14 protein-coding genes, 1 tRNA gene and 2 pseudogenes are annotated in these 11923 nt (G+C 66.3%); 7 read left to right on the top strand and 10 right to left on the bottom strand.

Annotated features, from left to right (window positions below; genetic code table 11):
- The 3 genes from GJ629_RS10255 to GJ629_RS10265 form a co-directional block, all read right to left on the bottom strand.
- Nucleotides 1-230: sigma factor-like helix-turn-helix DNA-binding protein (locus GJ629_RS10255; protein ID WP_370515861.1), on the bottom strand; the 230-nt coding region annotated here is incomplete at its 3' end.
- A 7-nt stretch (nt 231-237) separates the two neighbouring features.
- Entirely contained in the window at nt 238-723 is a 486-nt protein-coding gene (locus tag GJ629_RS10260) for a TRAM domain-containing protein (protein ID WP_157512899.1), read from the bottom strand.
- A gap of 71 nt (nt 724-794) precedes the next feature.
- Entirely contained in the window at nt 795-1094 is a 300-nt protein-coding gene (locus GJ629_RS10265) for a hypothetical protein (RefSeq protein WP_157512901.1), read from the bottom strand.
- A gap of 34 nt (nt 1095-1128) precedes the next feature.
- Between GJ629_RS10265 and GJ629_RS10270 the strand changes: the two genes are divergently transcribed.
- Both GJ629_RS10270 and GJ629_RS10275 read left to right on the top strand, forming a co-directional pair.
- The gene (locus tag GJ629_RS10270) at nt 1129-1698 is read left to right on the top strand and encodes a hypothetical protein (protein WP_157512902.1); all 570 of its coding nucleotides are present in this window, start codon (nt 1129-1131) and stop codon (nt 1696-1698) included.
- Nucleotides 1699-1723: 25 nt separating this feature from the next.
- Nucleotides 1724-2531 (top strand): annotated as a pseudogene (locus GJ629_RS10275) (aminoglycoside N(3)-acetyltransferase).
- Nucleotides 2532-2643: 112 nt separating this feature from the next.
- On the opposite strand, the gene GJ629_RS10280 reads toward GJ629_RS10275, so the two are convergent.
- Nucleotides 2644-3639: a radical SAM protein gene (locus GJ629_RS10280; RefSeq protein WP_157512904.1), complete on the bottom strand. Its 996-nt coding sequence runs from the start codon at nt 3637-3639 to the stop codon at nt 2644-2646.
- A gap of 118 nt (nt 3640-3757) precedes the next feature.
- On the opposite strand from GJ629_RS10280, the gene GJ629_RS10285 reads away from it, so the two are divergent.
- The 3 genes from GJ629_RS10285 to GJ629_RS10295 are packed head-to-tail and all read left to right on the top strand — an operon-like array spanning nt 3758 to nt 7241.
- Nucleotides 3758-5542, top strand: a complete 1785-nt coding sequence (locus GJ629_RS10285; RefSeq protein ID WP_157512906.1) for a VWA domain-containing protein — start codon at nt 3758-3760, stop codon at nt 5540-5542.
- 41 nt (nt 5543-5583) lie between these two features.
- Entirely contained in the window at nt 5584-6681 is a 1098-nt protein-coding gene (locus tag GJ629_RS10290; protein WP_157512907.1) for a DUF373 family protein, read from the top strand.
- Nucleotides 6682-6722: 41 nt separating this feature from the next.
- Entirely contained in the window at nt 6723-7241 is a 519-nt protein-coding gene (locus tag GJ629_RS10295; RefSeq protein WP_157512909.1) for a Rieske 2Fe-2S domain-containing protein, read from the top strand.
- On the opposite strand, the gene GJ629_RS10300 is transcribed toward GJ629_RS10295, so the two are convergent.
- Together GJ629_RS10300 and GJ629_RS10305 are read right to left on the bottom strand one after the other, a co-directional pair.
- The gene (locus GJ629_RS10300; RefSeq protein WP_157512910.1) at nt 7238-8023 is read right to left on the bottom strand and encodes a hypothetical protein; all 786 of its coding nucleotides are present in this window, start codon (nt 8021-8023) and stop codon (nt 7238-7240) included. The genes GJ629_RS10295 and GJ629_RS10300 overlap by 4 nt on opposite strands.
- Nucleotides 8020-8307, bottom strand: coding sequence for a hypothetical protein (locus GJ629_RS10305; protein ID WP_157512911.1), 288 nt, complete (start codon nt 8305-8307; stop codon nt 8020-8022). Before GJ629_RS10305 ends, GJ629_RS10300 begins: the two co-directional genes overlap by 4 nt.
- Before the next feature lie 117 nt (nt 8308-8424).
- On the opposite strand from GJ629_RS10305, the gene GJ629_RS10310 reads away from it, so the two are divergent.
- Nucleotides 8425-8499 (top strand) — tRNA-Arg (locus tag GJ629_RS10310).
- Nucleotides 8500-8676: 177 nt separating this feature from the next.
- Nucleotides 8677-9063, top strand: a complete 387-nt coding sequence (locus tag GJ629_RS10315) for a hypothetical protein (RefSeq protein WP_157512913.1) — start codon at nt 8677-8679, stop codon at nt 9061-9063.
- Nucleotides 9064-9072: 9 nt separating this feature from the next.
- Here GJ629_RS10315 and GJ629_RS10320 read toward each other — a convergent pair whose 3' ends face one another.
- The 4 genes and pseudogenes from GJ629_RS10320 to GJ629_RS10335 form a co-directional block, all read right to left on the bottom strand.
- Nucleotides 9073-9624: a hypothetical protein gene (locus GJ629_RS10320; RefSeq protein WP_157512915.1), complete on the bottom strand. Its 552-nt coding sequence runs from the start codon at nt 9622-9624 to the stop codon at nt 9073-9075.
- A 133-nt stretch (nt 9625-9757) separates the two neighbouring features.
- On the bottom strand, nt 9758-10444 hold the full coding sequence (radB, locus tag GJ629_RS10325; RefSeq protein ID WP_370515862.1) for a DNA repair and recombination protein RadB: 687 nt from the start codon (nt 10442-10444) through the stop codon (nt 9758-9760).
- 121 nt (nt 10445-10565) lie between these two features.
- On the bottom strand, nt 10566-11396 hold the full coding sequence (locus GJ629_RS10330; RefSeq protein WP_157512918.1) for a hypothetical protein: 831 nt from the start codon (nt 11394-11396) through the stop codon (nt 10566-10568).
- A 75-nt stretch (nt 11397-11471) separates the two neighbouring features.
- A pseudogene (locus GJ629_RS10335) lies at nt 11472-11923 on the bottom strand (PH domain-containing protein); the annotation flags it as partial.

The following is an 11923-nucleotide window of genomic DNA, read 5'->3' on the forward strand; positions in this document are numbered from 1 at the left end:
AGGGCGTCGGCGACGGCGACCGTCTCGCGGGCCTTCCGGACGTTCTCGCGAGCGCTGGCCTCGATGCTGGCGACGTTCGCCCGCGACGTGCCGAACCGGTCGGCTATCGTCGACTGCGTGAGGTCCCGTTCTCGAAGCGCGAGGACGGCCGCCTGCCGCCGGGTCAGCACCGACTCCTCTGGGTCGAAACCGGCCCGGTCGAGCACGGCGTCGATATCGATGTCCGACACGGGTCGGTCAAGCGCCCCAGAAGTTGTCCCGACTGCCCAGTCGCGGGTCGTCCTCGTCCGCGAGTCGGCCGCCGCTGTCGTCGTCATCGTCGCCGTCGTCCGCCTCGGCGTCCTCGTCCGCCGCGTCCTCGCTCTCGTCCTCGTCGGCCGCTTCCTCGTCCATCGGGAGGCGTTCGAGTTCCTCGGCGCGGGCGTGGTTCGACCGGACCTGCGTGATCTTCACGCGGGCACGGGCCTCGGGCAGGACGCCGTCGACCAGCACGATGAAGCCGTCCTCGGTTCGGCCGACGCCGGCACCGCTCTCGTGGATGTCCTCGACGGTGACGGCCAGTTCCTCGCCGGGGTTGACTGGCTGAGATTTCAGCTCCGATATCGGCTGGTTGTAGTGGTTGCACCACTCGGCACCCCCGCGGTCGCCGTAGTGTTGACACCCCATCCCTGATATCTGCTCGCTGAATTCGGGGCAGTCGTCGGCGAGTGGACAGTCGGCCATCGTGCCCAGAGGTACTTCCGGCGAGAAGTAAACGCTTGCGGCTTCACGACAGCGTCCTCGAAACCGGCCGCTCACACGTCGCCGTCGTACTCGACGTCCTCTCCCGCCCCGTCGGGGTCGATAGTTGTGGCCTTGTCCGTCTCGACCACGTCGATGCCCGCCAGCGAACACACGTCCGCGACGGCGTCGTGGTCGACTGTGACGACCACCGTCCCGAACCGCCGCCGGTCGCGGACCTCACCACCCGCCTCGACCAGCGCCGACGCCAGCGCGTCGGTGTCGGCGTCGTCCTCGGCTTCGACCAACAGCGTCACCGTCTCGCCCTCTATCGGGTCCTCTTTTATCGACCGGACCGCCGGTGAGACGTACATACGCGACCGTTCGACCGCCGTCGGGAGAAGCGTTGTGGCGACGACCGAAACCTTTGGCACCGTTGCCCACACACTCCCCGACGTGACGGTCCACTACAGCGAACGCCAGCGGTTCCGGCAGGGGTGGTTGTGGGCGCTGTTGCTCGTCTCCAGCCTCCCGGCCGCGCTGATCGGCGTCGTCGCGGTCGCGGTCGACAGCGATCCGGGAACGAACGTTCCGCTGTGGGTTGCGTTCGTTCTCCTCGTCGTCTTCGCTCCGCTCGTGGTGTTCTATCGCGCCACCTTCCGCGTCGAAGTGCGCGACGACGGGCTCGCGTTCCGTCTGTGGCCGCTGCATCTCAGCTATCGGACCGTCACCTGCTCGGATATCGAGACCGTCACGCCGACGGAGATATCGCCGTTCGGCGACTTCGGCGGCGTCGGCGTCCGCCTCAGCCCGACGCTGTACCGGTGGGGCGTCCGCTTCGACGGACCGTTGGGCTACATCGTCTCCGGGGAGTCAGCCGTCAGAATTCGGCGGTCCCAAGCCCAAGATATCGTCCTCACCAGCGAGGACCCGTACGCCCTCTCGGCCGCGCTCGACCGCGTCTGTCCCAAAGACTGACACGGGCGCGCCGCGAGGTGAAGATATGAGCGAAGCGGACGCTATCGACGCCGTCGAGCACCCGGTGACGATGGACGACATCGTCGCGGATTGTCGCGCCCTCGGCGTCTCGCCCGGCGACACGCTGTTGGTCCACGCGTCGCTGTCGTCGCTTGGATGGGTCGCCGGCGGCCCCCAAGCCGTCGTCGAGGGCTCCAGCGAGCGGTCACACCGGAGGGGACTCTCGTCGTTCCGGCTCACACGCCACAGTATCTCGACCCGACGGAGTGGAACCAGCCGCCGGTCCCGGACGACTGGGCCGACACGATAACCGAGGCGCGGCCGCCGTTCCGGCCCGAGGCGACGCCGTCCCGCGCGTCGGCGCCATCCCGGAGTGTCTCCGCGCGTTCCCGGACACGCGCCGGAGCGCACACCCGCTGTACTCCGTCGCCGCGTGGGGCGCCGACGCCGAGGCCGTCACGACCGACCACTCGCTCGATTTCGGACTCGGCGAGGGGACGCCGTACAGCGTCCTCTACGACCGCGACGCGTCTGTCCTCCTGTTGGGTGTTGGTCACGAGGCCAACACCTCGCTCCACCTCGCGGAACACCGTGCCGATATCGCCCTCGGGGCCCGCGAGCGGACCGCACCGGTCGTCCGGGACGGCGACCGCGTTGTCGTCTCCTACGAGGACTTCGAGACAAGCACCGAGGACTTCCGGGCGGTCGGGGACGCCTTCGCGGCGTCCGTGGGCCACGCCGAGGGGTCCGTCGGTGCCGGGACTGTGACGCTGGTTGATCAACCGGCGCTGGTCGACTTCGCGGCCGACTGGTTCGAGGACAACCGGGAGTAACAACCACTTTTTCGGTCGGGGGGTTTCCTCGCTCGCGTCGCTCGCTGCGGGAACCCCTCGAGCAAAAACGTGGGGAAAAAGCCGCAACTCACTGCGTTCGTCGCGGTGCCTCTCAGGCTACCGGCGTCCGCTCGACGACGGTGCCTTCCACAGTCGGGTACTGCTCGACTATCTCGCCGCGTTCGAGGTCACCCTCCTCGACCATCTCCTCCAGCAGCCACCACGCAACTTCGACGTGTTCGGACTTGACGCTGTAGAAGTCCTCGGGGACGCCGAGCGATTCGAGGCGCTGTGGGCTGGCGGTCGTCTTGCCGTAGACGATGGTGCCGTCGTCGGTAATCTCGTCGAAGGGGCGGCGGACGTTACGCGCCATCCGCTTGAGGCGGCGACGGTGCTGGGCGGCGTCTTTGAACACCGAGGTACAGAAGTAGGTCTTCTCGTGGTCGCCCATCACGTCCAGAATCTCCTCGCGGTCGCCCTCGACGGCGCTCATGTGGCCCTCCCGCAGTTCGAATCCCTCCTCCTGCATCCGGCGGTAGTTCCCGTCGGACATCTCGAACTCGTTGATGTTACAGAAGTCGGCCGCGCCCTCGTCCAGAAACTCCAGAAACTCCGTCTCGGGGCGGATGCCCGGAATCTCGAAGGCGGGCGTCAGCCCCTCCTCGCGGGCGATGTAGAGGATGTCCTCCCACTCGGTGCCGTGGAGGTCACCCCACTGCTCGTACGGTGGGTGGAAGCGAATCTCGTCGAGGCCGGCCTCGGCGAGGCGGCGCATATTCTCCCGACCGCCGGTGATGCCGGTGTAGAGATGGGTGTGATGGTCCTCGCCGAACTCGTCTTTGAGGAGGGAGAGATACCGGCAGGTCCGGTCCATCACTTCCTGGGGTTCGCCGCCGGTGATGGACGACCCCATCGCGTCCATCCGCTTGGCCTCGCGGATGATGTCCTGATCCTCCTCTACCTTCCGTTCGTTGGCGTAGACGTCGGTGACGTTCTTGCGGTTCTCGCCGAGCGGACAGTAGAAACAGTCCCGCTGGTCACAGTAGCCGTAGACGAAGATGACCATCTTCCCGCCGTTGGCACACTGTTCACAGCCCTTGGAGATCATCGTCAGTTAGCCACTGATAACCGCCGACGCCTCAAAAGTCGTGCGAAAGCCGACGGTCGCTCAAACGGCCGTTTGACCCTCCGCTTCGTTGATGTGGGAATCCGTCGATAGTGGAGGTATGGACGCGAACCGACGACGCTACCTCCGGTTGTGTGCGCTGGGTGCGACCGGCGTCACGCTGGCGGGGTGTACGGGACAGCGAGCGCCCGACGACGACACCGAGGACGGCGACGACGGACCGACCGACGACCCGATGACCGACGATTCGTCCGGTCCGTCGGGCGTCGAGAAGATAGACGACTGGCAGTACGACCCCGAGGAAGCGGGCGAGCGGTCGGTATCAATCAGCAGCGGCAACGCGACGGCGGCAAACAGCAGCGTTTCCTACTCCAGTGCGGGCGCGAGCGCCGACGCGGCCGAGAGCATCGGCCTTTCGGCCGGCGGCGCGACGAACATCGCGGACTTCCGGCGCAACGTTGAGGAGGGGTACCTTCCGCTGCCGGAGTCGGTCGCCTACGAGGGGTTGTTCTACAACTACTACTTCGACACCGGGAGTAACGGGACCTGCCAGTCGCTGTTCTGTCCGTCCTACTCGACGGCCGTCACCGAGGACCCCCTCGGCGGAGAGACTGAACAGTACATCACCGTCGGGTTGGACTCGAACCTGACCACCGAGTCCTTCGAGCGCAAGCAGTTGAACGTCGTCGTCGTACTCGACATCTCCGGGTCGATGGGGTCGCCGTTCGACCAGTACTACTACGACCGTTTCGGCAACAGACACGAGATAGAGGAGGGCGACGACCGCTCGAAGATAGCCGTCGCCCGCGACGCCCTCGAATCGCTGACCGAGCAACTCCGTCCCGAGGACCGCCTCGGCGTCGTCCTCTACGAGAGCGAGGCCAGCGTCGCAAAGCCCCTGCGCCCGGTCGAAGCGACCGATATGGACGCCATCCGTGACCACATCCAGGAGGACGTGCAGGCCCGCGGGGGAACCAACCTCGACGCGGGGATGGCCGAGGCGACGGCGATGTTGGAGGAGTACGCCGGGGCCGACCAGACCGAGACCGAGAACCGCCAGATAGTGATCACTGACGCGATGCCCAACACCGGTCAGACCGACGACGAGAGCCTGCAGGACCGACTGGACGACCACGCCGAGAACACCATCCACACCAGCTTCGTCGGCGTCGGCGTCGACTTCAACCCCGAACTGGTCGATCAGATCACGGCCGTTGAGGGCGCGAACTACCGGGCGGTCCACTCCGCCGAGACGTTCGAGACGTATCTCGGCGAGGAGTTCGAGTATATGGTGACGCCGCTGGTGTACGACCTCACCGTCGAACTCGACGCCGAGGGCTACGAGGTGGCGACGGTGTACGGCTCCAGCGCCGCCGAGGAGTCGACAGACGCCCTCATCGAGGTGAACACGCTGTTCCCTTCGCCACAGGAAGCGGGGCGGACCCGCGGCGGCGTCGTCCTCGTCCAACTGGACGGCAGCGGCGAGGGCGAGTTGACGCTGGACGCGAGTTGGGAGGACCGGACCGGCGATGAGGGCGAGACGATCAAGACGGTGACGTTCCCCGCGGCCGAACCGGAGCACTTCGACACCACCGGGATCCGGAAGGCGGTCTTGCTCTCGCGGTACGGCGACCTCCTGAGAAACTGGCTGGTCCACGCCCGCGACCCCGAAGCCGTCCCGTTGGAGGACGACGGTATCGGGGTGCCGCCGGCGGAGTCTCTCGGGGAGTGGGAACAGCAGTCTCAGGCTCTGACTATCGGGTCGGAGTACGCCGAGCGGATGCGGCAGTTCCGCGAGCACTTCGCGGCCGAGATGGACGCCATCGGCGACGACGAACTCGAACAGGACCTGTCCACGATGGACACGATTCTCGACGCAGCGTGAGGCCCAAAGGTCCATATGCTCCAGCGGACAACTCCGAAGTGATGCTGCTGGTGCTGTGTATCGACCTCGACGACGACATCGGCCGCAAGACCGGCACGGAGACGCCGGTCGTCGGTCGCGACGCCGTCGAGGACGCCGCGGTGTCGCTGGCCACCGCAGACCCCGAGGACAGCGACTCGAACGTCCTCTTCGAGGGCCTGCACCTCTACGACGACATCGGCGCCGAGGGCGGCGAGAGCGTCGAGGTGGCCGCTATCACCGGACTGGACGGGAGCGACGTGGCGGCCAACCGCGCCGTCGGCGAGGAACTCGACACGGTGCTGGCGCGTTTGGAGACCGGCGAGGACGTCCGTGCGCTGTTGGTCACCGACGGCGCCCAAGACGAGAGCGTCGTCCCCGTGATCCGTTCGCGGGTCCAGATAGACGGCGTCCGTCGGGTGGTCGTCCGCCAGGCACAGGACCTCGAATCGATGTACTACACGATGAAGCAGGTGCTCGACGACCCGGAGACCCGGGGCACCATCCTGATACCGCTGGGCATCCTGCTGTTGATCTATCCGCTGGCGGTCATCGCCGACTTCTTCCAGATGCGCGGGGACGTCTTCGGCCTCGCCTCGGGACTGTTGGGGCTGTACCTGCTCTCGCGGGGCCTCGGGTTGGAGTCGACGCTCGACCGGACGGTTCAGCGACTCCTCTCGGGTATCTACGCCGGCCGCGTGACGCTGATAACCTACCTCGTCGCGGGCGTCCTGTTCGTCGTCGGGAGCGTCACAGGCTATCAGACCCTCCAGACCCTCCAGACGCCGGGCAACCCGCTGGGCGTCCTCGAAGTCACGGCCGCGGTGGTGTGGGGCGCAATCGGGTGGTTCGCGGCCGCCGGCGTCACGAGTTCGCTCGGCCGCGTCACCGACGAGTACCTCGCCGGCCGCTTCGAGTGGCGCTACCTCAACGCGCCGTTTTACGTGCTCGCCATCGCCGGCATCGTCCACGGCGTCTCGGGGTTCGTCCTCGGCCGCGTCGACCTCTCGTATCTGGCGGTGATGCTCACCGCCGGGACGCTGTTAGGACTGGCCAGTACGCTCGCGTTCGCCGTCGCCGAGTCCCGCATCGAGCGCCGGAGCGAGACGGAAGCCGTGTAGTTTCGGCACACCTAAACCTGTCGGGCGCGGACGGCCGATAGATGAGCGACCCCATCGACGTGACCGTCGAGACGGACGAGGAGACGACGACCGCCCGCGTCCACGACGACGAGGCCGAACTCGAGAGCGGCGACACGACCGTTCGGTTCTGTGTCGATGGGGCCGATACTGCGAGCAACGACGCCAAGCACTCAGCGGCCGACACGGACCGGACTATCGCACCACTGTCGGCCGTCCCCGAGGACAGCACGGTCCGGTTCGAGGCCCGGAGCGGCGACCGCGGCGTCAGCTGTTTCCTCCACCGGAACGGCGAGGAAGTGACGGCGTGGCGAAACAGTTGCCCCCACAAGCCACACGTCCCTATCGACCCCGGGAGCGGAGCCATCGTCTCCGGGGACGAACTCGTCTGTCACGAACACGGCGCGCGCTTCGAAGAGGACAGCGGCGTCTGCACTGCGGGGCCGTGTGCGGGTGACCGTCTCGACCCGGTCGAGGTGGCCGTCGAGGACGGGACCGTCGTGCTCACGGACGACCGGTTCGACGTCGCCGAGCGGTACTAACCACACAGCGTAAGGTGTCGACGGACGGTCCGCTGGGCGTTCGCACAGAGGTCGTCGAAGCGGGCCGCCGTCGCCAGCACGGGGTAGTCCGCCGCCGCGTCGGCGTAGACGTACTCGATCAGCACGCGGTGTTCGATACCGACCTGTTCCGGGCCGCCGGTGACCGAACGGACCGTCTCCTGTCGGCGGCGCGCCAGCGCATCGAGGGCCTCCCGGTGGTCGGCGAGCGTCTCGTGACGTTCCCGGAGGGCGTCGAACCCGAGGTCGGTCAGCGGCGTCGGGTTGTGTTCGACCAGCCAGTCGACGACATCGTCCATCGTCTCGCCGGCCCGGGACAGCGAGTCGGCCTCGCGGTCCAACGCCCGCACCGTGACGCCGAGTTCGCCGAGCCGTTTCGTCGCCGTCGAGAGGATGGCCTGTTTCAGCGGCGGCGTCAGGACGCCGGCGCTGTCGCCACCGCACAGCGAGACGGCCACCTCGTCCGATAGCTCCTCGGCGACGGCGGCGTGGACGCTCTCGGTCCGGTCGTCGTGGTCGCCGCTGTACTGCCCGACGTGCTCCTCGAAAGCGTCCAACACCGCCGAGACGCTCGCGCCACCGGTAGTACTCTGTGTGGCCACCGTCGTCGGCCCGCCGACCGCTTGGCCGCCGACGGGCAGGCCCGTCTCGAAGTCGGCGACGACCTCGCGGAACGACTCGATGGCCGTCCGTTTCTCGGCCGTCCACGTTCGCTCGCGGGCGACTCGCTCCCGGGCCCGGTCGACGGTCGTCTCGACGCTCACAACGACCCCTCCCGTTCGTGCCGCGGCGTCGCCACCGCGCGGACGGTACCGTCCCGTTCGACGACCAGCGAGTACCGCGGCGTCCGCGGGTCGTACTCCCGGAGCGCGTTACGGTACGCCCGCGCCAGTCCGACCGCGGTGCGCGCCCGCCGCCGGGTGTCGAACCGACAGCCGTCGACGGGGACGGGACTGCGGCCCGTCTCCGCGTCGACGACCCGGAACGGGCCAGCGGGCGCTGTCAGCCGTTCGATCCGCTGCCGAAGCGTCCACAGTGTCGATTGCATCTGTCTACTCTCCGTCCCGACTCAGTTATTTAGGCTCACCTAAAACACAAGTACGTTTCGGAATCGGTCGGGCGAAACAGCTACGTTTTTGCGACCGGACGGGGAACGAGGTAGCGAGGGCACGTAGCTCAGTCCGGAAAGAGCATCGGACTTCTAATCCGATGGCCGTGGGTTCAAATCCCACCGTGCCCGTACGCAAACCTGCGGTTTTAGAACATATCGGGAAACGCCTTCTAGTGGCACGTATAGGAACTATACCGGCGATTCTGAGAATCAATTCAGACGCCAGATTTTGCAGTCCGTTCACCTCCTGAACGGCCCCCGTCGCCGTCCGTCGAATTTCATTCTAGACTCGCGGGGTGACCGCCGATGAGGCGCACCCGCGCGCCGGCGGTCTCGACGACCGGCAACGGCTATCGCTACGTCCGCTGCCAGCGCGGCCCCCACGACGATACGGTGTACATCCACCAGCTGTGTGTGATCGCCGGCGGCGCTGACCCCCACGACGTGTTCTCGGACGCCTACGACGTGCATCACCTCCCGCTCGACCTCGACGATGGTCTCCGCTACACGGGGACCTCGATCCTGATCTTCTCACCTCCCTTGACGAGTAGGCGAATCGTTCTCTCCCGCTATACCATTCAGTTACGCTGCATTCGTGAATATCTGACAGCAATCAGTGCCCTGATAGACGGGATACAATCATCAATGACTTTTACTGCTACCATCCCACAGCATTCTCACCGGGGTAAGTAGCGACGATATTCAGTCTCGTTCTTCTATCGACTTCGTCGCGTGCTTTTCAGAGCGTGTATCACCAACCGATTGATTGTCTTTCCCATCGTGATGGATCGGGATAACGGCCCGTGACCCGTATTGTGGCTTCACCGCGGGAGCCTTGTGACTGAGGAGAGCTTGATATCTCTTCCCGACTTCTTTCTTTATTACAAACTCTACTGTGTCCCCTCTGGTGAACGTTTCCGAGTCTTCGGTGATGACTACTACAGATTTATCCCAATCGCTGTGTCGGATAAGTGGATTACCATCGGTTGATATCTCAGACACCTCCCCTCGGTATATTCGGTTAAAAGTGGGGCTAGAAAGTTCTTTTTCACGATCAGCTAATTGCGCTTGATAATGCGATTCCAGCTCCTGTCTGACAATGAACTCGATATGATCTCCTACAGAGAAGTCTTCATCGCCAGTGACAACCACGGCTGGATAGGCCCATTCACTCTTTTGAACCATTGGATTACTGGTTGAACTGATACCTACAACCTTACCTGTATAGGAATTTCCGACGGTGGGGGTTTCCATATTTGGAGTCCGAGTCACTTCGAAAAAACGATTTGGAAAAATACCGAGTATCTTAGAATGCTACAGGCCAGCCTTCCCCGGAGCACTCGGCCCACCGCGACGAAGTAGTCTCGCTCTCCGAGATACAGCGTCCTCAGACGCCGTCTTCGGTACCGGCCAGTCCATCGCCGGTGATCCGGAAGGTGGCGGTATCGCCCGCCGGGCGGGAGTGGTGTTTCTCCAGGGTCGCGCGGCGGTTGCCGCCGCGGAAGCGGTCGAGGCGGAGGATCAGCGCCGACCAGTGGTTCAGGGTGTGGCCGCCCAGCGCGTTCGTGCTGTCGCTGTCGGGGTCGGTGTACACCTGATTGGTGAAGGCGACGGCGAGGTCGTGGCGGCGGGCCAGTCCCAGCAGGTGGGTGATCTGTCGAGCCACGTCCCGGAGGGCTTCGCCGCCGTCGTCGTCGTGGCGTTCCAGCCGGTAGAACCCGGTCGCGCTGTCGAGGACGATAAGATCGACTTGGCTGGCGAGGTCGGCCGCGTCCTTGACGGCCGTCTCCTGTTCCTCGAAGGTGTGGGCGGCGGAGACGACGATGCGGGAGGCGATGTCCTCGGCGTCGCCGCGGGCGGCCGCGAGTTGCTCCATCCGGTCGGGCGAGAGGCCCTCGGTGTCGACGACCAGTGCGGTGTTGCCCTCGGCGGCGACGCCGACGGCGGCGCTCAGCGCGACGTTGGTCTTGCCGGCGGCCGGTTGGCCGTAGATCTGGGTCGCCGCGCCGCGGGGCAGGCCACCGCCCAGCAGGTCGTCGATGGGGTCACAGCCGATTGGTATCGGGCCCGTCACGGCCGTCGATTGGGCGGCCCGACTCATAGTGTTTCTTGTCACTGTGTACGGTGGGACCGCCCGATGTCGGGCGGTCGATACCGGAATGACTGACAAGAAACACTATCAAAAGGACTCGTACTCACCGCCCGTCGAGGTAGCGGTCCAGCGCCGCGACGACCGACTCGGTGTCGACGTCCTCGCGGTCGATGGTCACGGCCGGCCACCACGGCCGCCGTCGGTGGATCAGGATGGCCTCGTCGGTGACCGCGTAGCCGGTACAGTCTGCCCACGGGAGCAGGTTCCGGGCGACCGGGAACCGCCGTTCCAGTCCGGCGCTCGACGCCCGATAGCGGCTCGACCGGGCGTAGCCGACGAACCCCGCGCCAGCGGGAATCAGGACCTGACCGACCGACTGGACCGCCCAGTTCTCGGTGAACAGGCCCGCGAGGAAGGCGACCATCCCGGCGATAGTGAGGCCCGCCGCGGCGAGGAGCGCGTTCCGGCGCTGGGTCGGTCCCTGCCGGGCCCGCCACTCCCCGTCGACTGTGGCTTCGTCGACGACGGCACGCGTGTAGCGGGTGTGGCTCGCGACGGCGAGGAACGCTCCCCACACCGTCCCGCCGACGGCGGCGGCGAACGCGAACACCGTCCAGCGCACGGACAGGTTCAGGGCGAACGCGGCGGGCACGAAGAGCGCGGGCGCGGCGACCAGTCCCCAGCGCAACCGGGTCGCCCCGAGTCGGACCGCCAGTCCCGGGACGCGGGTCGCGCCGGCCGTCCCGAGGACGACGGCGAGGAAGCCGACGCCGAGACCGACGGGGTAGGCGGTCCCGATGCCCGCCGCGCTGACGGCCGCGGCGGCGGCCAGTCCGAGAATCGTCGCCCCGTACAACCCGACGAGAAGCCCGAAGGGCGTGTCGGGTCGCGGGGCGGGGAGCGGCCCTGTCGACTCGTGGGATAGCTCTGCCATACCCACGATTTCGACGGTTCCGAACTTAAATATCGGCACTCCCGGTAGCGAAACGACGGATCGACCGTCCGGCCGTCACCGCTCGGGACGGGGGCCGTCGGCCGTCTCCCGCGTCCGGGCCGTGTACCGTCTCAGTGCGTCCCGGGCACTCTCCGGGTCGTCGATATCGTCCAGCGAGCACCTGATCGCGGGATAGTACCACTGTCGTCGGCGAATCAGGAGCTCGGCGTCGGTCGTCTCGACCCCGACGACGTCGTCCCAGTCTATCAGCCAGCGACCGAACTGGTTCGACCGTTCGAGCCCTCGTTCGGTGACGCGGTAGGTCCGCTCGCTCCCGACACCGATCAGTCCGACTCCGACAACGTAGGCGACAGCGCCGATCGCCTCGACGACGGCGCCGCCGGGGAGCACCCCGCCGATGAACGCCGTCAGCCCGAAAAACACCAAGACAGCGGCGACGACGCCGACACGCAGGCGAAGTCGTTGGGGCCATCCGGCTGTCCACGCCGCGACCGTCTCGGCGTCGG

The sequence above is a fragment of the Halapricum sp. CBA1109 genome (assembly GCF_009741825.1).
In the GTDB taxonomy this organism is placed as follows: domain Archaea; phylum Halobacteriota; class Halobacteria; order Halobacteriales; family Haloarculaceae; genus Halapricum.

Excerpts from the sequence above, each read along its gene's own strand:
- GJ629_RS10260 (WP_157512899.1), bottom strand. The coding sequence starts at position 723 with ATGGCCGACTGTCCACTCGCCGACGACTGCCCCGAATTCAGCGAGCAG.
- GJ629_RS10265 (WP_157512901.1), bottom strand. The coding sequence starts at position 1,094 with ATGTACGTCTCACCGGCGGTCCGGTCGATAAAAGAGGACCCGATAGAG.
- GJ629_RS10280 (WP_157512904.1), bottom strand. The coding sequence starts at position 3,639 with ATGATCTCCAAGGGCTGTGAACAGTGTGCCAACGGCGGGAAGATGGTC.
- GJ629_RS10285 (WP_157512906.1), top strand. The coding sequence starts at position 3,758 with ATGGACGCGAACCGACGACGCTACCTCCGGTTGTGTGCGCTGGGTGCG.
- GJ629_RS10290 (WP_157512907.1), top strand. The coding sequence starts at position 5,584 with ATGCTGCTGGTGCTGTGTATCGACCTCGACGACGACATCGGCCGCAAG.
- GJ629_RS10295 (WP_157512909.1), top strand. The coding sequence starts at position 6,723 with ATGAGCGACCCCATCGACGTGACCGTCGAGACGGACGAGGAGACGACG.
- GJ629_RS10305 (WP_157512911.1), bottom strand. The coding sequence starts at position 8,307 with ATGCAATCGACACTGTGGACGCTTCGGCAGCGGATCGAACGGCTGACA.
- GJ629_RS10315 (WP_157512913.1), top strand. The coding sequence starts at position 8,677 with ATGAGGCGCACCCGCGCGCCGGCGGTCTCGACGACCGGCAACGGCTAT.
- GJ629_RS10320 (WP_157512915.1), bottom strand. The coding sequence starts at position 9,624 with ATGGAAACCCCCACCGTCGGAAATTCCTATACAGGTAAGGTTGTAGGT.
- GJ629_RS10330 (WP_157512918.1), bottom strand. The coding sequence starts at position 11,396 with ATGGCAGAGCTATCCCACGAGTCGACAGGGCCGCTCCCCGCCCCGCGA.